At 75.5% G+C, this 23,693-nt stretch carries 19 protein-coding genes; 8 read left to right on the forward strand and 11 right to left on the reverse strand.

Annotated elements, in window-relative coordinates; translation table 11 throughout:
• Positions 1 to 44 precede the first annotated feature (44 nt).
• The 7 genes from Q3W71_RS18505 to Q3W71_RS18535 all read right to left on the reverse strand — a co-directional run bounded on the left by Q3W71_RS18505 (position 45) and on the right by Q3W71_RS18535 (position 7,743).
• Complete coding sequence (locus Q3W71_RS18505; protein ID WP_302920598.1) at positions 45 to 1,646, reverse strand: acyl-CoA carboxylase subunit beta; 1,602 nt, start codon at positions 1,644 to 1,646, stop codon at positions 45 to 47.
• The gene (locus tag Q3W71_RS18510; RefSeq protein ID WP_302920599.1) at positions 1,643 to 2,839 is read right to left on the reverse strand and encodes an acyl-CoA dehydrogenase family protein; all 1,197 of its coding nucleotides are present in this window, start codon (positions 2,837 to 2,839) and stop codon (positions 1,643 to 1,645) included. The genes Q3W71_RS18505 and Q3W71_RS18510 overlap by 4 nt, the downstream gene beginning before the upstream one ends.
• Positions 2,836 to 4,539 carry an acyclic terpene utilization AtuA family protein gene (locus tag Q3W71_RS18515; protein ID WP_302920600.1) on the reverse strand — a complete coding sequence of 568 codons (1,704 nt, stop codon included), beginning with the start codon at positions 4,537 to 4,539 and terminating at the stop codon, positions 2,836 to 2,838. Before Q3W71_RS18515 ends, Q3W71_RS18510 begins: the two co-directional genes overlap by 4 nt.
• Positions 4,536 to 5,357, reverse strand: a complete 822-nt coding sequence (locus Q3W71_RS18520) for a TIGR03084 family metal-binding protein (protein ID WP_302920601.1) — start codon at positions 5,355 to 5,357, stop codon at positions 4,536 to 4,538. Before Q3W71_RS18520 ends, Q3W71_RS18515 begins: the two co-directional genes overlap by 4 nt.
• Positions 5,358 to 5,381: 24 nt before the next feature.
• Positions 5,382 to 5,993 (reverse strand): TetR/AcrR family transcriptional regulator, encoded by a 612-nt coding sequence (locus tag Q3W71_RS18525; RefSeq protein WP_302920602.1) that lies wholly within the window; start codon positions 5,991 to 5,993, stop codon positions 5,382 to 5,384.
• Positions 5,994 to 6,186: 193 nt separating this feature from the next.
• Positions 6,187 to 6,930 (reverse strand): metallophosphoesterase, encoded by a 744-nt coding sequence (locus tag Q3W71_RS18530; protein WP_302920603.1) that lies wholly within the window; start codon positions 6,928 to 6,930, stop codon positions 6,187 to 6,189.
• A 135-nt stretch (positions 6,931 to 7,065) separates the two neighbouring features.
• Complete coding sequence (locus tag Q3W71_RS18535) at positions 7,066 to 7,743, reverse strand: Crp/Fnr family transcriptional regulator (RefSeq protein WP_007466162.1); 678 nt, start codon at positions 7,741 to 7,743, stop codon at positions 7,066 to 7,068.
• Positions 7,744 to 7,962: 219 nt separating this feature from the next.
• Here Q3W71_RS18535 and Q3W71_RS18540 point away from each other — a divergent pair, with 219 nt between their 5' ends.
• From Q3W71_RS18540 to Q3W71_RS18565, 6 genes are all read left to right on the forward strand, one after another.
• The gene (locus tag Q3W71_RS18540; RefSeq protein WP_302920604.1) at positions 7,963 to 8,622 is read left to right on the forward strand and encodes an adenosylcobinamide amidohydrolase; all 660 of its coding nucleotides are present in this window, start codon (positions 7,963 to 7,965) and stop codon (positions 8,620 to 8,622) included.
• Between the two features lie 56 nt (positions 8,623 to 8,678).
• On the forward strand, positions 8,679 to 9,836 hold the full coding sequence (locus tag Q3W71_RS18545; protein WP_302920605.1) for a CapA family protein: 1,158 nt from the start codon (positions 8,679 to 8,681) through the stop codon (positions 9,834 to 9,836).
• A 61-nt stretch (positions 9,837 to 9,897) separates the two neighbouring features.
• Entirely contained in the window at positions 9,898 to 10,686 is a 789-nt protein-coding gene (gene nth, locus Q3W71_RS18550; RefSeq protein WP_302920606.1) for an endonuclease III, read from the forward strand.
• Positions 10,687 to 10,741: 55 nt separating this feature from the next.
• Positions 10,742 to 11,368, forward strand: a complete 627-nt coding sequence (locus Q3W71_RS18555; RefSeq protein WP_302920607.1) for a TlpA disulfide reductase family protein — start codon at positions 10,742 to 10,744, stop codon at positions 11,366 to 11,368.
• Positions 11,365 to 12,057, forward strand: a complete 693-nt coding sequence (locus tag Q3W71_RS18560) for a CoA pyrophosphatase (RefSeq protein WP_302920608.1) — start codon at positions 11,365 to 11,367, stop codon at positions 12,055 to 12,057. Before Q3W71_RS18555 ends, Q3W71_RS18560 begins: the two co-directional genes overlap by 4 nt.
• 63 nt (positions 12,058 to 12,120) lie before the next feature.
• The gene (locus Q3W71_RS18565) at positions 12,121 to 13,299 is read left to right on the forward strand and encodes a MarP family serine protease (protein ID WP_302920609.1); all 1,179 of its coding nucleotides are present in this window, start codon (positions 12,121 to 12,123) and stop codon (positions 13,297 to 13,299) included.
• A 6-nt stretch (positions 13,300 to 13,305) separates the two neighbouring features.
• Here the strand turns inward: Q3W71_RS18565 and Q3W71_RS18570 are convergent, their stop codons facing one another.
• The 3 genes from Q3W71_RS18570 to eccCa form a co-directional block, all read right to left on the reverse strand.
• Positions 13,306 to 14,049, reverse strand: a complete 744-nt coding sequence (locus Q3W71_RS18570) for a phosphatase PAP2 family protein (protein WP_302920610.1) — start codon at positions 14,047 to 14,049, stop codon at positions 13,306 to 13,308.
• Between the two features lie 72 nt (positions 14,050 to 14,121).
• Positions 14,122 to 15,465, reverse strand: coding sequence for a type VII secretion-associated serine protease mycosin (mycP, locus tag Q3W71_RS18575; RefSeq protein ID WP_302920611.1), 1,344 nt, complete (start codon positions 15,463 to 15,465; stop codon positions 14,122 to 14,124).
• Positions 15,466 to 15,551: 86 nt separating this feature from the next.
• A complete protein-coding gene (eccCa, locus tag Q3W71_RS18580) occupies positions 15,552 to 19,487 on the reverse strand; it encodes a type VII secretion protein EccCa (RefSeq protein WP_302920612.1) in 3,936 nt (1,311 codons plus the stop codon).
• A gap of 101 nt (positions 19,488 to 19,588) precedes the next feature.
• Here eccCa and eccD point away from each other — a divergent pair, with 101 nt between their 5' ends.
• Positions 19,589 to 20,989 carry a type VII secretion integral membrane protein EccD gene (eccD, locus tag Q3W71_RS18585; protein WP_302920613.1) on the forward strand — a complete coding sequence of 467 codons (1,401 nt, stop codon included), beginning with the start codon at positions 19,589 to 19,591 and terminating at the stop codon, positions 20,987 to 20,989.
• Positions 20,990 to 21,023: 34 nt separating this feature from the next.
• Here the strand turns inward: eccD and Q3W71_RS18590 are convergent, their stop codons facing one another.
• Complete coding sequence (locus Q3W71_RS18590) at positions 21,024 to 21,530, reverse strand: inorganic diphosphatase (protein WP_302920614.1); 507 nt, start codon at positions 21,528 to 21,530, stop codon at positions 21,024 to 21,026.
• A 601-nt stretch (positions 21,531 to 22,131) separates the two neighbouring features.
• On the opposite strand from Q3W71_RS18590, the gene dacB reads away from it, so the two are divergent.
• Positions 22,132 to 23,586 (forward strand): D-alanyl-D-alanine carboxypeptidase/D-alanyl-D-alanine-endopeptidase, encoded by a 1,455-nt coding sequence (dacB, locus tag Q3W71_RS18595; RefSeq protein WP_368050933.1) that lies wholly within the window; start codon positions 22,132 to 22,134, stop codon positions 23,584 to 23,586.
• The last annotated feature ends 107 nt before the right edge of the window (positions 23,587 to 23,693 follow it).

Here is a 23,693-nt window from a genome sequence, read left to right on the forward strand (position 1 = left end):
GCGACCGCGGGACTCCGCTGCGCCGCGTTCCGCGCGCTCACCGGTCACATCCGGAAGACGCCGAAGCCGTCGGCGCCCTTCACCGGTGCGTTGTGGATCGCCGAGAGGCAGAGGCCGAGCACGGTACGGGTGTCCCGGGGGTCGATCACCCCGTCGTCGTAGAGCCGGCCGGAGAGGAAGAGCGCGCCGGACTGGGACTCGATCTGCTGCTCGACCATCATCCGCATGGCGGCGTCGGACTCCTCGTCGAACTCCCGGCCCCGGGCGGCGGCGGCCTGCCGGGCCACGATGGAGAGCACGCCGGCCAGCTGCGCCGGCCCCATCACCGCCGACTTCGCGTTCGGCCAGGTGAACAGGAACCGCGGCTCGTACGCCCGGCCGCACATGCCGTAGTTGCCGGCTCCGTACGAGGCGCCGAGGTTGACCGTCAGGTGCGGCACCGTCGAGTTCGACACCGCGTTGATCATGAGCGCGCCGTGCTTGATGATGCCGCGCTGCTCGTACTCGGTGCCGACCATGTAGCCGGTGGTGTTCTGGAGGAAGATCAGCGGGGTGTCGGCCGCGTTCGCGAGCTGGATGAACTGCGCCGCCTTCTGCGCCTCCGCGCTGAACAGCACGCCGCGCGCGTTGGCCAGCACGCCAACCGGGTAGCCGTGCAGCTCGCCCCAGCCGGTGACCAGGGCCGTGCCGTACGCCGGCTTGAACTCGTCGAACTCGCTGCCGTCGAGGATCCGGGCCAGCACCTCGCGCGGGTCGAACGGCACCTTGAGGTCGGCGCTCGTGATGCCGAGCAGCTCCTCCGGGTCGTACTTCGGCGGACGCGGGAACGCGGTGCGCGGCGGCGGGCCCTGCTTGCGCCAGTTCAGCCGGCGGACGCACTGCCGGGCCAGCCGGATGCCGTCCCGTTCGTCCTCGGCGAGGAAGTCGGCCAGTCCGGAGGTGCCGGCGTGCATCGCCGCCCCGCCCAGCGACTCGTCGTCGGTGACCTCGCCGGTGGCCATCTTCACCAGCGGCGGCCCGGCCAGGTAGACCTGCGACCGGTCCCGGATCATGATGACGTGGTCGGACAACCCCGGCACGTACGCGCCACCCGCGGTGGCGTTGCCGAAGACCACGCTGACCGTGGGGATCTTCGCGGCGGAGAGCCGGGTGAGGTCGCGGAACACCCGCCCGCCCGGAATGAAGATCTCCGCCTGGGTGGGCAGGTCGGCGCCGGCCGACTCGACCAGGTTCACCATCGGCAGCCGGTTGGCCAGCGCGATCTCGCCGGCCCGCCGGGTCTTCGCCAGCGACCAGGGGTTGACCGCGCCGCCGCGTACCGTCGGGTCGTTCGCGATGACCAGGCACTCGACGCCCTCGACCACGCCGATGCCGGTCACCACGCTCGCCCCGACCGGGAAGTCGGTGCCGTACGCGGCCACCGGCGACAGCTCCAGGAACGGGCTGTCCGGGTCGAGCAGCAGCTCGATCCGTTCCCGGGGGAGCAGCTTGCCCCGGGCGTGGTGCCGGGTCACGTACTTCTCGCCGCCCCCGGCGCGGGCCTGGTCGAGCGCCGCGTCCAGCTCGGCGAGGCGCTCCAGCAGCGCCGCGCGGTTGGCCGTGAACCCCGGTGCGGACGGGTCGACAGCGCTGTCCAGTGCGGTCACAGCCCCATCCCCTTCGCGATGATCTCGTTCATGATCTCGGTGGTGCCGCCGCCGATGCCGAGGATCCGGGCGTCCCGGTAGTGCCGCTCCACCTCGGCGTCGCGCAGGTAGCCGAAGCCGCCGTGCAGTTGCAGCGCCTGGTCGACGACGTGGTCGCAGGCGGCCACCGCGACGTTCTTGGCCATCGCCACCTCGGTCACCACCGGCTCGCCGGCGGCCACCCGGGCGGCCACCTCGTGCACGTACGCCCGGGCCGCCTCGGCACGGGTATGCATCTCGGCCAGCCGGTGCCGGACCAACTGCCGGCTGGCCAGCGGGCGGCCGAACGTGGACCGGTCCCGGCACCAGCGGGTGGCCAACTCGACGCAGCGCTGCGCGGTCGCGTACGCCTGGGTGGCCAGCGAGAGCCGCTCGGTGGCGAAGTGCTGCATGATCGCGAGGAAGCCGGTGTTCTCCTCGCCGATCCGGTTGGTCACCGGCACCCGGACGTCGACGAAGGAGAGTTCGGCCGTGTCCGAGCAGTGCCAGCCCAGCTTCTCCAGCCGGCGACCCACGGTGAACCCGGGCGTGCCCTTGTCGATCACCAGCAGGCTGAGCTCGCCGCTGCCGGGGAAGTCGGTGCAGACCGCGGTGGTCACGAAGTCGGCCCGGACCCCGCTGGTGATGTAGGTCTTCGACCCGTTCACCACGTAGTGGTCGCCGTCGCGGCGGGCGGTGGTGCGGATCGCGGCGACGTCCGAGCCGCCGTCCGGCTCGGTGATCGCCAGGGCGCCGATCATCGTCCCGGCGAGGGTGGGGCGGACGTACCGGTCGACCAGGTCGTCGTCACCCCGGAGTTGGCCAGCGGCGAGCCGGCCGCGGAGCAGGCCGCCGCTCCGGCCGCCGGCCGCGGCGACCATGTGCGGCAGGGCGATGCCGTGCGTGAAGAGCGCCGCGACCAGCCCGGACGACCCGCCGGCGCGGATGATCTCCTCGGTGACCACTATCGAGTCGAGCAGGTCACCGCCGCTGCCGCCGACCGACTCGGGGAAGCCGATGCCGAGCAGGCCGATCTTGGCGGCCGTCTCGTGCAGCGACCGGGGCACCTCACCGGCCCGCTCCCAGTCGGCCAGGTGCGGCAGTACCTCCCGGGTGACGAGCGACCGGGTCAGCTCGCGCAGCTGCCGTCGCTCCGGCGTGTCGACGATGGTCACGAGTCCTCCCCGGTGTTGGTGGCCGGCCTTGCCGCGAGGTCGGCGGGCAGGTCGACGATCCGGGACCGGAGCAGCTCGCCGAGCGCCTTGGCCTGCGGGTCGAACCGGGTGGACGCGGCCACCCCCTGACCGAGCAGGCCGCGGATCACGAAGTTCACCGCGCGCAGGTTCGGCAGCTCGTACCGCTCGACGGCCAGCGACGCGGTCTCCGGCAGCAGCTCGGCCAGGCGCGCGACGGTGAGCCAGCCGCGCAGCCAGTCGTACGCCCGGTCGGAGCGGGCCCAGACGCCGAGGTTGGCGTCGCCGCCCTTGTCGCCGGAGCGCGCGCCGACCAGCTCGCCGAGCGGCCCGCGCCGGGTGGGCCCGCCGGCGACCGGCGGCGGCTCGGCCGGTGCGGGTTCCGGGGCCTCGGCGGCCGTGCGGGTCGGCGGCGGGATCGGCACCCGCTCGCCGGACGGGAGCACCGCGACGTGCGCCACCGCGTCCTGCGGCACGGTGTCGGCGGTGAACACCCCGTAGGGCGTCGCGTCGCCGGGCAGCGTGGTGAGCGTGCAGCCCGGGTAGGAGGCCAGCGCCAGCTCCACCGCGGCCGCCGAGAAGGCCCGCCCGGCCCGCGCCTTGTCGCCGTCGCGCAGGTGTACGTGCAGCAGCGCGCTGGCCGCCTCGGTGTCGGCGGCGTCCGGGTGGTCGGTGCGGGCCAGCGTGAACTCCAGCCCCTCCGTGCCGACCGCCTCCGCCAGCTGGCCCCGGACCAGGGCCGCCTTCGCCGGGATGTCGAGCCCGCACAGCACGAACGTCATGGAGTTGCGGAAGCCGCCGAGGTTGTTGACGCCGACCTTGAGGGTGTCCGGCGGCGGTGTACCGCGCACCCCGCTGACCCGGACCCGGTCCGGGCCGTCGGCGCGCAGGGTCACCGTGTCCAGCCGGGTCACCACGTCCGGCCCCGGGTAGGCGGGCGCACCCACCTCGTAGAGCAGCTGGGCGGTGACCGTCTCGACGGTGACCCCGCCGCCGGTGCCCGGATGCTTGGTGAGCACGCAGGAGCCGTCCGGGTGCAGCTCGGCGATCGGGAAGCCGGGGCGGTGGCCGCCGTCCGGCAGTTCGGTGAAGAAGCTGAAGTTGCCGCCGGTCACCTGGGCGCCGCACTCCACCAGGTGGCCGGCGACCGTCGCCCCGGCCAGCGCGTCGAGGTCGTCGCGGCCCCAGCCGAACCGGGCGATCGCCGGGCCCACCACCAGGGACGCGTCGGTGACCCGGCCGGTGACCACCACGTCGGCGCCGCCGTCCAGGCAGGCCGCGATGCCGAACGCGCCGAGGTAGGCGTTCGCGGTGAGCGCGTCCGCGCGGTCCAGCGCGTCGCCCTCGACGTAGCCCACCCGGACCGGCAGGTCGAGCCGCTCGGCGAGCCCGCCGATCGCGGCGGCCAGCCCGGCCGGGTTCAGGCCACCGGCGTTGGTCACGATCCGTACGCCCCGGTCCAGCGCGGTGCCGAGACAGCCCTCCAGTTGGCGCAGGAAGGTCTTGGCGTAGCCCAGCGCCGGGTCGCGCAGCCGGTCCCGGCCGAGGATCAGCATGGTCAGCTCGGCCAGGTAGTCGCCGGTCAGCACGTCCAGGTCGCCGCCGTCGAGCATCTCCCGCCAGGCGCTGAACCGGTCCCCGTAGAAACCGGAGGCGTTGCCCACCCGCAGCACCTCGCTCATGCCGGCACTCCGCTCCCGACGCTGGCGTCCGGGGTCGGGCCGTCGGCCGGTGGGCGGCCCGTGCCCGGTGGGCCGGCGAACGCCTGCGCCACGTCGAGCCACTCGTCGGCGACCGGGCCGGTGGCCGTCAGGGCCAGGTCGGCGCGGTGCCGGCGCTGGGTGACCAGCAGGCAGAAGTCGAGCGCCGGGCCGGTCACCCGGTCGGTGGCGTCGGCCGGGCCGTAGGTCCAGGTCGTCCCGTCGGGCGCGGCCAGCTCGACCCGTACCGGCGCCGTCGGCACCGGCCGGCCGTGGGCGGCGAAGCTGTGCCCGAGGGTACGGAACCCGAGGTACGCGACGTGCCGGAGCCGTTCGCTGGCGGGACGGGTGACGCCGAGCGCGTCGGCCACGTCCGCGCCGTGCGCCCAGGTCTCCATGATCCGGGCGGTGGCCATCGAGGCCGGCGACATCCGGGTGCCATACCAGGGCAGCTTCCCGCCCGGCGGGGCGGCGGCCAGGGCGTCGGCGAGCGCGGAGCGGCCGGCGCGCCAGCGGGCCAGCAGCTCGGCCGGCGGGGCGAGGAACTCCTCGGCGCCGTCGTCGACCAACCGAGCCGGATCGGGGGCCGCGGTGACCGAGGCGAAGAAGGCGGTGGCGTCGGTGGCGGCGAGCAGTGCCACGTGGTCGGTCCAGGCGAGGTGGGCGATCTGGTGCCCGATCGTCCAGCCCGGTGCCGGGGTCGGTCGGGCCCAGTCGGCCGGCGCCAGGGGACTCACCAGGGCGTCCAGCTGCTCGGACTCGGTGGCCAGATCCGCGAGCAGGTCTGCGAGGTCGACCATGGTGCCTCCGGTCGGGACGGGCGGTCAGGGCGTGGGCGTGAGCACGGTGGCGAGCTGGCGCTTCCAGGTGGCGAGCAGGGCGGTGCGGCGGTTCGAGTCGTCGTTGAGCAGGTTGGCCACCCCGAGGCCGCGGAGCAGGTCGAGGGTGGCCTGGACGGCCTCGCGGACGCCCGGGCGGCGTTCGTCGACGCCGAGCAGGGCGACGGTGAGCCGGTGCATCGCCCGGCCGACCCGGGCCTCCAGCGGCACCAGGGCCTCGCGCAGCTCCCGGTCGGTGCGGGCGGCGACCCAGAGTTCCAGGGCGGCGACGAAGAGCGGGCCGGTGAAGGCGGCGCCGAGCAGGTCGATCACCCGGTCGAGCCGCTGCGGACCGGCCGGCAGGGCCTCCGCCTCGGTGCGCAGCTCGACCGCCCGGCGCTCGGCGAGGTGGTCGACGGCGGCGATGACCAGGGCGGCCTTGGTGGGGTAGTGGTGCAGCTGCGCGCCCCGGGAGACGCCGGCCCGGGCCGCGACCAGCGTGGTGGTGGTGCCGGCCCAGCCGTGCTCGACCAGGCACTCGACGGTCGCCTCCAGCAGCCGGGTGCGGGTGGCGCGGCTGCGTTCCTGTTGAGGGACGCGGATCGATGCGGCGGGCACGGGGACAGCGTGCCGGCCTCGAAACAAACAGTCAAGCCTGACTTTTTCTGGTGGGAGCCGGTCCGCGGCCCGCCTGCTGGGGCGGAGACCGTGGCGCTGATGTCACAAACGATTCATCACTACCGCCGATGCCGTCCGGCGGCGGTGGAGACGGAACGGGGTGCCGGCCGGGCCGGGCTGGGACCGGTCGGGGTCAGCGGCCGTCGCGCGGGGCGAAGACGGCCAGCGCGTCCGCGTCGCTGTGCCGGGAGCGCAGGTACTCGTCGGCCCACTCGGCGGCGTCCGGGAAGGTCGACTCGGCGGCCACCCGGGCGCAGGCGGCGTCCACGTCGAAGGCGGTCCGGCGCAGCTGCACGCCGGGACCGAGCAGCGCCCAGTCCGCCCCCGGGCCCCCGTACGGCATGCCGATGCTGCCCGCGTTGACCACCAGGCGCCGGTCGACCAGCCGGGTGAACGGCATGTGGGTGTGCCCGCAGACCACCGTGCGCACCTCGGCCGGTACGTCGGCGAACACCTCGGCCCAACGTGCCATCCGGGTGTCGACCAGCACGACCTCCTCGTCGTCGCGCGGCGTGGCGTGGCAGAAGAGCACCGGCCCGAGACCGGCGACCTCCAGCGTGACCGTCAGCGGCAGCGCGGCCAGCCGGGCCAGCTGGTCGTCCCGGAGTTGCTCGGCGGCCCAGTTCGAGACGTCGATCGGGGACTTCCGGCCGGCGCGCGCCTCGACCAGTTCCCGGTCGGCGTTGCCGCGTACCCAGCAGACCCGGTCGCCCAGCCCGGCGAGCAGGTCGAGCACCTCGACCGGCTGCGGGCCGGCGGCGATGTCGCCGGTGAGCACGATCAGGTCGGCGGCGGCGACGTCCGGCTCGGCCAGCACGGCCTCCAGCGCGGGCAGCGCCCCGTGGATGTCGGAGAGTACGGCGACCCGGTTCAGCATCGGTCCAGCGTGCGGGACCGAGCTCGCCAGGTCCAGGAATTCTGCGCCGGGCAGACGAGACGCCGAACCGGCCCGGACCGACGACGCGGTCCGGGCCGGGTTTGCCACGGCGGCCGGGGGCGGGTTCCGGTCGGGTCAGACGCGGGCGCGGCGGGCCAGGCGCTCCGGGTCGAGGATGATGATGCTCTTGCCGTCCAGCCGCAGCCAGCCCCGGGAGGCGAAGTCGGCCAGCGCCTTGTTGACCGTCTCCCGGGAGGCGCCGACCAGCTGGGCGATCTCCTCCTGGGTGAGGTCGTGGGTCACCCGCAGCACGCCGCCGTCGCGGGTGCCGAACCGGCCGGCCATCTGGAGCAGGTTCTTCGCCACCCGGCCGGGCACGTCCGTGAAGATCAGGTCGGCCAGCGAGTCGTTGGTCCGGCGGAGCCGGCGGGCCAGCACGCGGAGCAGCTGCTCGGCGATCTCGGGCCGGTTGTTCAGCCACGGCCGCAGCGCCTGCTTGCGCAGCCGCACCAGCCGGGTGTCGGTCACCGCGGTGGCGGTCGCCGTACGCGGACCGGGATCGAAGAGCGACAGCTCGCCGACCATGTCCGACGGGCCCATCACCGCGATCAGGTTCTGCCGACCGTCCGCCGCCCGGCGGCCGACCTTGATCTTGCCAGACAGCAGGATGTAGAGACTGTCGCCGGGCTCGCCCTCGTTGAAGACGATCTCGCCCTTGCGGACCTCGATCGTCTCCATCTCCTTGGCGAGCGCCTCGGCAGCCTCCGGGTCGACCCCCTGGAAGATCCCGCTGCGGGCCAGTACCTCGTCCATCGCGCACCTCCGGTTGCGCGTGCCGTCTGCTCGGCCGGGTCCGCCGTCCGCTGATCCCTCGCGCGCCGCCAAGTCTAGGCACAACAGCGCGCGAATCAGAGGTGCACCCCTGGAATCTTGATCCCCGGGCGTAACCCACCCGACCCGTGCGACCAGTAGGATCACGCGATTTTCCGGACCGGGGCGGGCCGGATACGGACCGGGTCGTAGGGTCACGGCGTGCTGAGCGACCCCCTGCTGACCACCCGCCACGAGAGCGGGCGGGACGTGCCGCTGCTGGTCTGGCGGGCCGACCGCCCGCTGCGCGCGGTCAGCTCCGCGCCGCTGGGCGGCGGCATCGGGGAGCGGCGGTGGGTGGTCAACGCGACAGTCCCGATGTCGTACGACCGGGACGACCCGGCCGACCACCTGGCCGGCCTGGCCGCCCAGCTCGGCCTGGACGGGCCGGGGGTGGGCCTGCTGACCGGCGTCGACGTGGCGGAGGTGGTGGCCCGGACCGACACCGGCGTGCGGGCCTGGGCGACGGTCGGGCTCGGCACCCCGGTCTGGGCCGCCGCGCCCGCGATGGCCCCCGGCCAGCGGGTCGGCACTGTCAACATCGTCCTGTACGTGCCGGCGCGGCTCGGCGACGCCGCGCTGGTCAACGCGGTGGCCACGGCCACCGAGGCGAAGGCGCAGGCGATCGGCGAGCTGGGGATGCCGGGCACCGGCACCCCGACCGACGCGGTCACCGTGCTCTGCCCGGCCGACGGCCCGGTCGCCGAGTACGGCGGCCCGCGCTCGGTCTGGGGCGCCCCGCTGGCCCGGGCGGTGCACGCCGCCGTGCTGGCCGGTGGGGCCGGCCCGGTGGTCCCCTGGTCGGATCGGCTGGCGGGCTGAATTCCTGGCCGATCGGCCCTCGTCGGCCCGTTTGCCGGCCGGTAGGGTCGCGGGCGATGTACGCTGCCGCCCCCGCCCCGTCCCGCCCGCGCCGCCGCCCGGCGTTGGCGCTCGTCGTGCTGCTCGGCGCCCTGCTCGCGGCCGGGTGCGGCGGCGAATCGGGGGACGGCCCGGTCTGGCAGCCCGGCGCGGGCGGCGGCGGCACCGGCGCCCCGGTCGGCTCGGCCCCCGCGACGCCGGCCGAGAAGTCCATCTCGCTCTCCGCCACCGGCGACATCATCATGGGCAACGCGCCGAACCGGCTGCCGGCCAACGGCGGCAAGGGCTTCTTCGACTCGGTCGAGAAGGCGCTCGAGGCCGACCTGGTGATGGGCAACCTGGAGGAGCCGCTCACCGTCGACACCGGCACCGGCAAGTGCGGCGCGAACTCCACCCGCTGCTTCCAGTTCCGGGCCCCGCCGGAGTACGCCGCACACCTGCGCGACGCCGGCTTCGACCTGCTCAACCAGGCCAACAACCACGGCTACGACTACGGCCCGAAGGGCTACGAGAACACCCAGAAGGCGCTGGAGCGCTACGACCTCGCGCACACCGGCGCGCCCGACCAGATCACCGTGGTCGAGGTGGCGGGGGTCAAGGTCGCCGTCGCCGGCTTCTCGTCGTACGTCTGGTCCAACAGCCTGGTCGACATCGCCGCGGCGAAGCGGGTGGTCACCAGGGCTGCCGGGATGGCCGACCTGGTGGTGGTGCAGGTGCACATGGGCGCCGAGGGGTCGGACAAGACCCGGGTGCGGCCCGGCACCGAGCTGTTCCTCGGCGAGAACCGGGGCGATCCGGTCAGGTTCTCCAAGGCGATGATCGACGCGGGCGCCGACCTGATCGTCGGGCACGGCCCGCACGTGCTGCGCGGCATGGAGTTCTACAAGGGCCGGCTGATCGCGTACAGCCTCGGCAACTTCGCCGGTGGCGGCAACTCGCTGAGCAACGCCGGCCGGCTCGGCTGGGGCGGGGTGCTCAAGGTGTCGCTGAAGCCGGACGGCAGCTGGGCCGGCGGCTCGTTCGTCTCGACGTACATGAACTCGGCCGGCAAGCCGACCATGGACCGTGACGACCGGGGCCTCGGCCTGGTGCGGCAGCTGACCCGCAGCGACTTCCCGAAGACCGGCGCCCGGTTCGACGACTCCGGCAAGATCAGCCCGCCGACCGAGGGCTGACCCGCCGGCCGGGCGCGTGGGCCCCGGCGGTTCGTCGGACGGGCGACGTAGGCTGGCCGGCGTGACCACCAGCTCTCCCGGTGCCACCGAGACCGACCTCGGGCGCAAGCGGCGCGCCCGGAAGATCGGCCGGGTGCTGACCGAGACCCATCCCGACGCGCACTGTGAGCTCGACCACTCCAACCCGCTGGAGCTGGCCGTGGCGACCATCCTCTCCGCCCAGTGCACCGACAAGAAGGTCAACGAGGTCACCCCGAAGCTCTTCGCCCGCTACCCGACCGCCGCCGACTACGCGGGTGCCCAGCGGGCCGAGCTGGAGGAGCTGATCCGCCCCACCGGCTTCTACCGGAACAAGACCGACTCGTTGATCAAGCTCGGCCAGGCGCTGGTGGAGCGCTACGACGGCCGGGTCCCCGGCAAGCTGGCTGACCTGGTGACGCTGCCCGGCATCGGCCGCAAGACCGCGAACGTCATCCTCGGCAACGCCTTCGACGTCCCCGGCATCACCGTCGACACCCACTTCCACCGGCTGGTGGGGCGCTGGCGGCTCACCGGGGAGACAGACCCGGTCAAGGTGGAGCACGCCATCGGGGCGCTCATCGAGCGGCGCGACTGGACGATGTTCTCGCACCGGGTGATCTTCCACGGCCGGCGGGTGTGCCACGCCCGCAAGCCGGCCTGCGGCGCCTGCACCCTGGCGAAGCTCTGCCCCTCCTACGGCACCGGCCCGACCGAGCCGGCCGCCGCCGCCAAGCTGCTCAAGGGCCCCCGGGCGCGCGACCTCGCGGTGGCCGCCGGGGTCGACCCGGAGCTGGTGCCGGTCCAGGCGGTCGTGGCGGAGGCACCGTGAGCGCGTGGAGCGAGCCGGTCCCGCGGACCGCGCGGTCCCGAAGCGTGGTGCGCCGATGAAGCGGCGCGCCGCCGCCCTGCTCGTCCCGCTGCTGCTGGCGGTCGCGGGCTGCACCGGCACCGCAGGGCAGGAGGAGGCACCGACCCGGCAGGGGGCGGCGGCCAGCCGGCCGTCGCCGTTCCAGGACTGCGCCGCGCTGACCACCGCCCCGGGCGGCACCCCCGCGCCGACCGCGTCGCCGGCCGGCTCCGGCGGGGGCGACCCGCTGCCCGAGGTGACCTTGAACTGCTTCACCGGTGGGGCGCCGGTCGCCCTGCGGGACGTCCGCGGCCCGGCCGTGGTCAACGTCTGGGCCTCCTGGTGCGCGCCCTGCCGCACCGAGCTGCCCGCGTTCCAGCGGCTCAGCGAGCGGGCCGACGGCCAGCTCCGGGTGCTCGGGGTGAACAGCCGCGACAGCCGCGCCGGCGCGCAGTCCATCGGCGAGGACTTCGGCGTACGCTTCCCCGTCCTGGTCGACCAGGGCGAGGCGCTGCAACGGGCGCTGGGCCGCAACGCCATCCCGCTCACCCTCTTCGTCGACGGGCAGGGCCGGGTGCGGCACGTCGACGCCTCCGGCGCGCTCGATGACGCCCGCCTCGCCGCCCTGGTCCGGCAGCACCTGGGCCTGGCGGTGCCGGCGTGACCCGGCGACCACCGGGCTGGATGGAGCCCCTGCTGCACCGGCTCGGCACCGCCCGCACCGAGGACTTCACCCGGCTGGCCACCCCGGACGACGGCGGCCGGGAGAGCGCGGTGCTGGTGCTGCTCGGCGAGGAGCCCGGCGCCGGCCCGGACGTGCTGATCCTGCAGCGGGCCGCCACCCTGCGCAACCACGCCGGTCAGCCGGCCTTTCCGGGCGGCGCGGCCGACCCGGAGGACGCCGACGCCCCGGCGACCGCGCTGCGCGAGGCGAACGAGGAGGTCGGCCTCGACCCGGCCAGCGTCACCGTGCTGGCCGAGCTGCCCCGGCTCTGGATCCCGGTCAGCGACTTCGTGGTGACCCCGGTGCTCGGCTGGTGGCACGCGCCGCACCCGGTGCATCCCCGGGAGCCCGCCGAGGTGGCGCACGTGGCCCGGCTGCCGATCGCCGAGCTGGTCGACCCGGAGAACCGGATGCGGGTACGGCACCCGAGCGGCTGGATCGGGCCGGCGTTCTCCGCCCGCGGCATGCTGGTCTGGGGCTTCACCGCCGGGGTGCTGGACGCCCTGCTGACGATGGGTGGCTGGGCGCGGCCGTGGCCACGGAGCCGGGTGGTCGACCTGCCGCCCACCGCCGCCACCCCGGCGCCGTCGGCCGGTACGGACGAGGTGGACGAGAGCGCCCTGCGCTGATCGGGCGGTCACCTTCGGCAAGCGATGGTCATCCCGCGAGCACTCTGCCCGTACGCTTGACCCGTGTCCGCCGTGGATCTCGTCCTGCTGCTGCTCATGCTCGTGTTCGCGATCAGCGGATACCGCCAGGGGTTCGTCATCGGGCTGCTGTCGTTCTCCGGCTTCTTCCTGGGCGCCCTGCTCGGCCTCCAGATCGGCCCGTTGCTGGCCCAGCAGTTCGTGGACAGCGGCACCCGGGTGCTGGTCTCCCTGGTGGCGGTCTTCGGGCTGGCCGTGATCGGTCAGGCGCTCGCCGGCTGGCTCGGTTCCCACCTGCGCAAGACGATCACCAGCGACGTGGGCAAGCAGGTCGACGACATCGGCGGGGCGTTCGTCTCGATCTTCGCGGTGCTGCTGGTCGCCTGGCTGGTAGCGGTCCCGCTCGGGTCGTCCTCGCTGCCCTGGCTGGCCGCCTCGGTGAAGAACAGCGCGCTGCTCACCGTGGTCGACCGGGTGCTGCCGGACCAGGCGCAGCAGCTCTCCACCGCGCTGCGCGACACGGTGGACACCAACGGCTTCCCGGACGTCTTCGAGGGGTTGGGGCGTACCCAGGCCCGGCAGGTCTCACCGCCCGATCCGGCGCTCGCCGGCTCGCAGGTGGTGGTCAACGGCCAGCGTTCGGTGGTCAAGGTGCTCGGCTCCGCGCCGAGCTGCTCCCGCCGGATCGAGGGCTCCGGGTTCGTCTACGCCGACGACCGGGTGATGACCAACGCGCACGTGGTGGCCGGCACCCGCTCGGTGGCGGTGGAGCTGAACGGCGACCGGTACGACGGTGAGGTGGTCGTCTACGACCCCGACCGCGACCTGGCCGTGCTCTACGTGCCGGGGCTGCCCGGCCCGTCGATGCGGTTCGCCGCCGGCAACGCGGGCAGCGGCGCGGACGCCATCGTGCTCGGCTTCCCGCTCGACGGGCCGTACAACGCGCAGTCCGCCCGGGTACGCGACGTCGACCGGATCACCGGGCCGGACATCTACTCCTCCGGCGACGTGACCCGGGAGATCTACACCATCCGGGCGCTGGTCCGCAGCGGCAACTCGGGCGGGCCGCTGGTCTCCGCCAACGGGCTGGTACTCGGGGTGATCTTCGCGGCGGCCGCCGACGACCCGAACACCGGCTTCGCGGTGACCGCCGCCGAGGCCCGTCCGGTCGCGCTGGCCGGCGCCGAGCGCACCCGCGGCGTGGCCACCGGCAAGTGCACCTGACCTGCCTCAGGGGTGCGGGGCGGCGGGTGGGGTCTGGTGCTGCCAGACGGTGAAGGCGGCGGACGTCGCGGCCACCACGGCCGTGCCGAGCAGCCAACCGGCCAGCACGTCGGTGCTCCAGTGCACGCCGAGCGCCACCCGGCTGAACCCGGTCACCCCGGCCAGCAGCACGGCGGCCGCCCACACCGCCCACCGGGCGACCCGCTCCCGCGCGTACGGCAGGAAGACCACCAGCAGGATCCCGGCGGCCAGCGCGGCGTTCAGCGCGTGCCCGGACGGGAAGGCGAGCCCGGCGGCCTGCGCCACCGGCTCGGGCAGGTCCGGCCGGGCCCGCCCGAAGAGCAGCTTGAGCAGCGGGCCGAGCAGCCCGCCCAGCAGCATGGTGACGGCCACCCAGACCGCGAGCTGCCGGGCGCCGCGGCGGACCAGCCAGATCACCAGCACCAGCGCGCCGAACCGGAGCGACATCGGCGCGAACACGTCGGTCCACAGGCTCATCAGCCGGACCCAGGCCGGATGGTCCACGGCGAAGCCGTGCAACGCGCCGGCCACCGTGGTGTCCAGCTCGCGCAGCGGCGGCCAGCCGGCCAGGACCAGGAGCGCGAGCAGGGCGAACGGCACCAGCACCAGGAACGCCGCGGCGACGGCGAGGGTGAGCCGGAGGCCGCGCGAGTCGTCCGGGTGCAGCCGGCGGCGTCGCCACGACGGCCGGGTCGGCGTCGGGAGGGTGCGCTGGCCGGGTGAGTTCATGGTCTCCGTTCTACCCAGCGCGGGGCGTGGTCAGGCGTTCCGTCCCGGACCGGTGCGGCCGGAGCGGGCCGGTCAGCGGCTGCCCCACTGCCGGAACCGGCGCACCATCAGCGCCGCGCCGGTGAGCAGGGCGACGAAGAGCGCGGCCCCGGTCCAGAGCCGCTCGGGCGTGGAGTCGTGCTCGGAGCCGGCCGGCCGGGCCGTCCACTGGCTCTGCTGGCGGGGCGCGGTCCAGCCGCCCAGCGGATCCGTCCCGGCGCCGGCCGCCTCGGCCTCGGCCGAACCGGGTGCCGGGCCGAACCCGACGACGCCCGGCGAGGTCTGGTCGTCCAGCGGGTTGCGGCCCGTCGGGGCCACCTCGGCGTCCACCGCCGCGACCGGGTCGACCAGGCCGTACCCGAAACGGTCGTCCCGGCCGGTGGGACCGATGTCGCGGGCGGTGGCCAGCAGCCGGTTGACCACGTCGCCGGCGGACATCTGCGGGTAGCGGGCCCGGACCAGCGCGGCGGTGGCGGCCACCAGCGGCGCGGCGAAGCTGGTGCCCTGCACCCGCCAGTAGCCGTCGCCGGGGCGGGCGCCGACCAGCCCGGTGGCCGGGGCGGTGAGCACGGTGGCGCGGCCGGTGATCGCGCCGGACCAGAGGTTCTCGCTGTCCCGCTCCAGGCCGGACACCGCTATCACGCCCGGCTCCCGCGCCGGGTACCAGACCTTCGAGTCGGTGGAGGTGGCCACGTTGCCGGTGCAGGCGACCACCACCACGTCGCGGGCGAAGGCGTAGTCGAGCGCGGCGGCCAGGGCCGGACTGTCGCCGCTGCCGCCGAGCGACAGGTTGATGACCCGGGCGCCGTTGTCCACCGCCCAGCGCACGCCCTTGGCGACGATCAGCGCGTCGTCGTAGCGGTTCTCGTCGTCGAGCACGCGGACCGGGAGGATCTTGGCGTCCGGGGCGAGGCCGACCACGCCGCGGCTGTCGTCCCGGCGCCCGGCGATCAACCCGGCCACCGTGGTGCCGTGCCCGACCGGATCCGGGTCGCCGCCGAGCGGGGCGACCAGGTCGAGGCCGGGCAGCACCTGGCCGGCCAGGTCGGGGTGGCTGGCGTCCACACCGGAGTCGATGACCGCGACGGTGACCCCGCGCCCGGTCGAGCTGCGCCAGGCGGTCTCCGCCCGCAGCTCGTCGAGCTGCCACTGCTCGTCGCGGACCTGGTCGGGGCGGGTCTGGCTGTCCGGCACGGGGGCGGCCAGCGGGAACGCCGCCGACGCGACGGCGGCCGAGGCGACCGGCCGGGCGGTGGCCGCGGCGTGGGCGGGCGGCACCGGAGCGGCGAGCGGCACGGCCGCGGCCGCGACAGCGAGCAGCGTCCGACCGGCGACCCGTCGCGCCGTCGGCGGACCGCTCTGCCGCACCCTGGTCACATTCTCAGCCGTTCCTCGGTTCGGAAAGACGACGATCGGAGATTACCGGTTCCACCCCCTCTTCCGGAGCCATCCGGCCGGACCGGTCACGGTGGCGGCAGGTGAGCCAGCTGCACGAGGCGTACGCCCTCGCGCCGGGTCACCAGCCGACCGCGCCCGGGTGGCAACGGTCCAGGTCGGACCGGACCGACCAGCGCCCCCTCGTCCGGGCTGCCGGCCATCACCAGCCCGGCGGTGGAGAGTTCCCGCAGCCGTTGCGCGATCGGCTCGTACTGGGCCCGGCCGGCGCCGCCCGAGCGGCGGGCGAGCACCAGGTGCAGCCCGACGTCCCGGGCGTGCGGCAGGTGCTCCTCCAGCGCCCGCAGCGGGTTGGCCGGCCCGCTGGCGACCAGGTCGTAGTCGTCCACCAACACGAACAGCTCCGGGCCCGACCACCAGGACCGCTCCCGCAACTGGGCCGGGGTGATCTCCGGGCCGGGCAGCCGGGCCTGCAGGTAGCCGGCGGCCGACTCGACCAGCTCGGCGGTGTGCGCGGCGGCGGTGCCGTAGCCGATCAGGTGCGGTGTCTCGATCGCGCCGAGCAGGCTGCGCCGGTAGTCGACCAGGATCACCCGCGCCTGCTCCGGGGTGAACCGGGTGATGATCGAGGTGGCCAGCGCGCGCAGGAACGACGACTTGCCGCACTCGGCGTCGCCGAAGACCACGAAGTGCGGCTCGGTGGCGAAGTCCAGCACCACCGGGCGCAGGTCCGCCTCGGCCACCCCGATCGGGAAGCGCAGCCCGGTCGTCGCGGCCAGGTCCAGTTCGGCGTACGGGAGCACCGGCGGGAGCAGCCGCACCGCGGGCGCGGCCGGGCCGGGCCAGCCGGCGGCCACCCGCTTGACCAGGTCGGCGGTGTCCGTACCGGCGGTGAGCTGCGGCAGCGCGGTGAGGAAGTGCAGGCTCTCCGCGGTGACGCCCCGGCCGGGGCTCTGCTCCGGCACGTTCGCCGCGGCCCGCCGGGCCAGCAGCGAGTCGGCCGGGTCACCGAGGCGCAGCTCCAGCCGGGAACCGAAGAGGTCCCGGATGGCCGGCCGGAAGTCCAGCCAGCGCAGCGCGGTCGCCACCACGTGCACCCCGTACGACAGCCCGCGGGTGGCCAGGTCGGTGACCAGCGGCTCCAGGTCGTCGTACTCGCCGCGCACGGTGGCCCAGCCGTCGACCACCAGGAAGACGTCGCCGAACGGGTCGGCGGTCGGCTGGCCGGTGCCGGCCGCCGCGGCCCGGCGCTGCCGCCAGGCGGCCATCGACTCCACGCCCAGCTCAGCGAAGCGGCGTTCGCGCTCCGCCAGCAGGGTGGCGATCTCGCCGACCGTACGCCGGACGGCCGTCGGGTCGGTGCGCCCGGCGACGCCGCCGACGTGCGGCAGGTCGCGGAGCGTGCCCAGCCCGCCGCCGCCGAAGTCGAGGCAGTAGACCTGCACCTCGGCCGGGGTGTGGGTGAGCGCCAGCGCGCAGATCAGCGTGCGCAGCGCCGTCGACTTGCCGCTCTGCGGCGCACCGACCACCGCCACGTGCCCGGCGGCCCCGTCCAGCGCCAGCCAGAGCAGGTCGCGCCGCTGCTCGAACGGCTTGTCGACCACCGCGACCGGCACCTGGAGCGCGCCCTGGAGCTCCGGGTTGCCGACGCCGAGCCCGCGCGCCGGATCGACGGTGGCCGGGCCGAGCAGCTCGTCCAGCGCCGGCGGGCGGCCCAGCGGCGGGAGCCAGACCTGGTGCGCCGGCGGGCCCTGTCCGGCCAGCCGGCCGACCAGCAGGTCGAGCAGGCTCTCCGCGCCGTCCTCCGCGGCGGCGGGCGGGGTGGCCGGCCCGGTCGGCTCGGGCGCCGGCAGGTAGTGGGTGGAGAAGGCGAGCAGGCGCGGGGCACCGGAGCCGCCGGCGCCGGCGGCGACCGCCCGGCGCACCGCCCCGGAGACGTACGCGGCCTTGAACCGGACCAGCGGTTCGGTGCCGAAGCGCAGGTAGCCGTGGCCGGGCGAGCGGGGCAGCTCGTGCGCGTCCGGCACCCCGAGCACCGTCCGGGACTCCAGCGCGGAGAAGGTCCGCAACCCGATCCGGTACGACAGGTGGGTGTCGAGTCCGCGTAGCCGCCCCTCCTCCAACCGCTGGCTCGCCAGCAGCAGGTGCACGCCGAGCGACCGGCCCAGCCGGCCGATCTGCACGAACAGGTCGATGAAGTCCGGCTTGGCCGAGAGCAGCTCGGAGAACTCGTCACAGATCAGCAGCAGCGAGGGCAGCGGGGCGAGCGGGGTGCCGGCGGCCCGGGCCCGTTCGTAGTCGCGCAGGCTGGCGAAGTTGCCGGCCCGGCGGAGCAGCTCCTGGCGGCGGACCAGCTCGCCGTTGATGGCGTCGACCATCCGGTCGACCAGTGGCAGCGCGTCGGCCAGGTTGGTGATCACCGCGGCGGTGTGCGGCAACCGGTCGAAGGAGGCGAAGGTCGCCCCGCCCTTGAAGTCGACCAGGACGAAGTTGAGCTGCTCCGAGCTGTGCGTGGCGGCCAGCCCGAGCACCAGGGTGCGCAGCAGCTCGGACTTGCCCGAGCCGGTGGCCCCGATCAGCAGGCCGTGCGGGCCCATCCCGTCCTGGGCGGACTCCTTGAGGTCGAGTTCGATCGCGCCGCCGTCGGTGCCCACCCCGATCGGCACCCGCAGCCGTTCACGCGCCGACCGGGGCGCCCAGCCCTGCTCGGCGGTGAAGCTCTCCGGGTCGCCGAGCCCGAGCAGCTCGGGCAGTCCGGGCTCGGCGCCGGGCGGGGCGTCCGGGCCGCGCGGGGTGCCGGCCAGCCGCAGCGGCGCCAGCCGGCGGGCGACCGCCTCGGCGTCGGCCGGCTCCAGCCGGTCGGCGGTGCCCACCTCGACGTGCCCGTCCGCCGAGTGCGAGTGCAGCCGGCCGTCGCGCAGTTCGAGCAGCAGCGCGAACCGGTCCAGCAGCCGGGGCGGCGCGGTGTCCAGGTCGATGACGGTCACCGCGTCGATGCCGCCGTCGCCGGTCAGGTCGGTGGCCCCGGTGAGGTCGCCGCCGTCGAGCAGCACCACCACGTGCGGCCCGTCGGTGGCCGGCCCGGCCGGGCTGAACCGGGACCGGCTGGCCAGTACGTCGTCGAGCAGCCGTTCCAACTCGGCGGCGGCGCTGGTGACCAGCCGCACCGGGCCGAGCGCGTCGGTACGGGCGGGGTGGTGGGCGTGCGGCAGCCACTTCACCCACTCCCAGGCGGCCCGCCGCTCGGGCCCGGCGCAGACCGCGACGAGCAGCTCGTCGGGGGCGTGGAAGACGGCGAGCTGGGTGAGCATCGCGCGGGCCAGCGCCCGGCCGTCGGCGGTCGGGACGGCCTTGACGTACACCCGGGCGAAGCTGCGCAGCGACAGTGCCACCGGCAGGTCGGGCACCACCGAGTACGCGTCCAGGAAGCGGCGCAGCGCCCCGGCGGTCATCGGCTCCAGCTCCTCCAGCGGCCGGGTGACCGGCGGCACCAGCGGGGTGGCCAGGGTCTGCGGCCCGACCGCGACCCGGACCACCGCGAAGTCCGGGTCGGCGGGCCGGCGTTCCCAGACCCGGTGGCTCTCCACTGTCGACCAGAGCCGGCCCGGGTCCGGGTGCCGGTAGTAGAGCCCGGCGCGCTGCTGGCCGGCGGTCTGCCGGACCCGGCGCCGCAGCGTGGTCAGGTGCCGCAGGTACTCCCGGCGGGCGGCCATCATCTCCGACTTCTTCGGGGTGCCGGCGGCGCTGCCCCAGGAGGTCACCAGCATGGCCAGCGAGGAGAGGCCGAACATGCCGCCGACCACGTACGAGTAGGCCCCACCGCCGCGGCCGAACATCATCGCCATGGCCACCGTGCCGCCGAGCATCGGCAGCACCATCAGCAGCTGCTGCCAGCGCCCGCCGGTGACCGGCGGGATCTCCGGCGGCGCCTCCACCGGCAGCTCGCCGACCGGGATCTCCGGCGCCGGGCGGCGGGGTGGCCGCTTGATGACGACAGTGGACACCCGACCTCCTGACTGCGCACGGTGACCCGAGCCTGGCTCATGGTAGGTAAAGTCCTGTCGTCCGCGCAGCCACCAACCCCGCTCGATATGGAGATCGGTCGATGACAATCGGGTTGGCCCGGGTCACCATCAGCGCCCCGCAACGGCGGGTGGACGTCGCGCTGCCCGAGCAGGTTCCCCTGGCCGAGCTGCTGCCCGAGGTGTTGCGGCACGCCGGCGAGGGGCTGGCCGACGACGGGGAACGGCACGGCGGCTGGGTGCTGCGGCGTACCGACGGGGCGGTGCTGGCGACCGCGCAGGCGCTGCTGCCGCAGGGCGTCCGGGACGGCGAGGTGCTGCACCTGGTGCCGGCCCGGGCCGAGTGGCCCGAGCTGGAGTACGACGACGTGGTGGAGGCGATCGCGGACGGCGCCCGGCGGCGGGGCGGGGCCTGGTCGCCCGGTGCCACCCGGGCCACCGTGCTGGCCGGCGCGGCGGTGCCGCTGGCGGTGGGGCTGCTCGCCGTGCTCGCGGGCGGTCCGGCGCGCGGGGCCGGCTGGCCCGCCGCGGCCGTGGTGGCGCTGCTGCTCACCCTGGCCGGCACCGTGGCGTCCCGGGCGCACGGGGACGGCCCGGTCGGGGCCACCCTGGGCGGCTACGCGCTGCCGTACGCGGCGGCGGCCGGCGCCCTCGCGGTCAGCACCGGCGACCCGGTCGGCCCGCTCGCCCCGGTGCGCTGGCTGGGCGCGCCGGAACTGCTGGCCGGCTCGGTGGCGCTGCTGCTGGTGTCGGTGCTCGGGCTGGTCGGCGTCGCCACCCGGCTGCGGGTCTTCGTGGCCGGCGCGGTGGTGGGGATGGCCGGCGCGCTGGCCGCGCTCGGCGGGCTGCTGCTCGACCCGGCCGGCACCGCCGCCGTGCTGCTCTGCGTCCTGGTCTTCGCCGTCGGGGCGGTGCCGCTGCTGGCCATCCGGCTGGGCAAGGTGCCGCTGCCGCCGATCACCCTGCCCACCGACGCCCCCGGCGGCGCCGAGCGGGTCCGGGACCTGCCCGACCGGGGCCGGGTCTACGCGGCGGTGGCCCGCACCGAGGAGATGCTGACCGGGATGCTGCTCGGGCACGCGGTGCTGGCGGCGGCCGCCGCGCTGGTGCTCGGGGTGGCCGGCGGGACCGCCGGGCGGGTGCTCGTCGCGGTCGCCGGGGCCGTGCTGCTGCTGCGCTCCCGGCTCTTCGTGGCGCTGCGGCACCGGGTGCCGACGGTGGTCGCCGGGCTCGCCGGGTACGCCGTGCTGGGCGCCGTGCTCGCCGCGCGGTCCGGGCCGGCGGGCCGGCTGGTGCTGGTCGCCGGCGGCCTGGCCCTGGCCCTGCTCGCCGTGGCCGCGGGCAGCACGTACGCGCGCCGGCCGGTCTCGCCGTACCTCGGCCGGATCGCCGACCTGACCGACACCGCGCTGGTGGTCTCGGTGGTGCCGGTCGCCTGCGCGGTGCTCGGCCTGTACGAACGGGCCCGGGGGCTGCTCGGCTGAGCGGCCCCCGGGCCCGGTTCGACGTCGTGGTGGGTCAGTGCCCGGTCTCGCCGCGCTCCTCGGCCTCCTTGGCGCGCTGGTACGACGCCCGGATCTCGGCCTCGGCCTCGGTCCGCCCGACCCAGGTGGCGCCTTCGACCGACTTGCCCGGTTCGAGGTCCTTGTACACCTCGAAGAAGTGCTGGATCTCCAGCCGGTCGAACTCGCCCAGGTGGTGGATGTCGCGCAGGTGCTCCTGGCGCGGGTCCTCGTAGGGGACGCAGAGGACCTTGTCGTCGCCGCCCTTCTCGTCCGTCATTCGGAACATGCCGATGGTGCGGCAGCGGATCAGGCAGCCGGGGAAGGTCGGCTCGGGGACCAGCACCAGCGCGTCCAGCGGGTCGCCGTCCTCGCCGAGGGTGCCCTCGATGAAGCCGTAGTCCGCCGGGTACTGCGTGGAGGTGAAGAGGGTACGGTCCAGCCGGATCCGGCCGGTCGCGTGGTCGACCTCGTACTTGTTGCGGTGACCCTTCGGGATCTCAACCGTCACGTCGAAATCCATCTGCACGCTCCCTCGTTTGCCCACGCTGGCTAACGGAAACCACCGGCGCCGACCGGGTGCGGGCGAATGCCCACCCACCGGCTCCGGCCACCGCATAGTGTTCGGACCGAAGTAGTGTCACCCAGACCGGATTTCGTGGGGGGAGGAGGGGGTCGTGGGGAGGGAAGATTCACACTACCGCCCGGAGTCAGGTGCTGGACGTGGTACGGGCGGATCTGCTTCAGGCCCCGCCACCGGGCGGTTCCGGGTGCCCGACGCGCACCCGCCGCAGGCACCCGCCGGCCCCGCCGGTCACCCCGCGGAGCGGCCCGCGCCGCCGCCCTGGCGTCCCGGCGCCGGCGCGCCGCCCGCCGGCGCCGCGCCGGTGCCCCCGCACCCGGGCGTTTCCGGTACGGCCGGCGGCCGCCCGCTGAACGGCGGCGCCTTCGGCACGGCCGGCGCCCCGCCGCCGCACGCCGCCGGCTCGGCCAGCGTGCCACCGCACGCCTCCGGCTCGGCGCGCGTGTCACCGGCCCCGGATCTCTTCGGCCCGGCGAGTGGGCCGCCGGCCGCCGCCGTACCCGTGTCGCCGCCGCCCGCCGGTGCGCCGCTGTCCGCCGCGGTGCCTCCCGCGCCGGCCCGACGCCGGCGGCTGCTGCCGTTGCTGCTCGCCGCGGTGCTGCTGCTCGCGCTGGCCGCCGGGGTGGTCGTGGTCCGTCCCGGCCCGGTGGCGGAGTGGCTCGGCGACGACAAGGCCGGCGGCCCGGCGAGCGCCCAGCCGGCCGACCCGCCCCCGGTGCCGGTGCTGGCCGCGGCGGACGCGAACGCCCCGCTGCCCACCCCGGAGGGGGTCTCCGCCGCGCTCGACCCGCTGGTCGGCGCCGCCGCGCTCGGTGACCGGGTCAACGTCTCGGTGGCCGACGTGGCCACCGGCCAGCCGCTCTTCGGTGCCAACGAGGACGACGGCACCGTGCCCGCCTCGGTGACCAAGCTGGTCACCGCGGTGACCGTGCTCGCCGCGCGCGGTCCCGGCCACCGCATCCCCACCCGCGCGGTGGCCGGCGCGAGCCCCGGCGAGGTGGTGATCGTCGGCGGCGGCGACCCGACCCTGGCGGTGGACAAGAAGGGCTTCTACCCGGGCGCGGCCCGGCTGGACGACCTGGCCGCCCAGGTGAAGGCGGCGCTCGGCGGCACCGCGCCGACCCGGGTCACCGTCGACTCCTCGCTCTACTCCGGCCCGGTCCACGAGCCCGGCTGGGACGACGACATCCCCACCGGCGGCTACGGCGGCGCGATCACCGCGTTGATGACCGACGGCGCGCGCCGGGACGTGCCCCAGGCCAAGCGGGACCACGACGCCGGCGACCACGGCGCCGAGCGGGTGTCCCAGCCCGACCTGGCCGCCGGCCGCGCCTTCGCCCGGCTGCTCGGCGTGCCCGCCGACGCGGTCGGTCGCGGCAAGGCGCCGGCCGCGGGGGCCGACGCCACCGCCGGCGCGCCCGGCAGCGAGCTGGGCAAGGTGGAGTCGCTGCCGATGGTCCGGCTGGTCGACATCATGATCAGCGACAGCGACAACATCGTCGCCGAGGCGCTGGCCCGCCAGGTCGCGCTGGCCCGGAACCAGCCCGCCTCGTTCACCAGCGCCGCCGCCGCGATGGACGCCGTGGCGGGCGAGCTGGGCCTGCCCGCCGACGAGCTCTCCCTCGCCGACGGCAGCGGGCTGTCCCGCACCAACCGGATCAGCCCCTCGCTGCTCACCGACCTGATCACGCTCGCCGGCAACGGCAGCCGTCCCGAGCTGGCCGCGGTCTTCGGCGGCCTGCCGGTCGCCGGCTGGTCCGGCACGCTGGGCGAGCGCTACGCGGCCGACGGGACGCGGTCCGGGGCGGGCGTGGTCCGGGCCAAGACCGGCACGCTGACCAAGGTGCACGCCATCGCCGGGCTGGTCACCACCGCCGACGGGCGGCTGCTCACCTTCGCCGTGCTCACCGACGCGGTGCCGCCGGACGGGATGGAGTCCGCCCGGGTGGCGCTGGACCGGATCGGCGCCGCGCTGGCCGGCTGCGGCTGCCGCTGACCCCGCCGGCCCGGCGGGCTGGACCGCGTCCCGAGGCCGGGCTGCGCCGACGTCACGAGGGTGCCCTCGGGCCCGCCAGGCGGGCGCCCCGTCGGCGCGACCGGCGT

The organism is Micromonospora sp. C28SCA-DRY-2, from assembly GCF_030519475.1.
Classification (GTDB): Bacteria; Actinomycetota; Actinomycetes; order Mycobacteriales; family Micromonosporaceae; genus Micromonospora.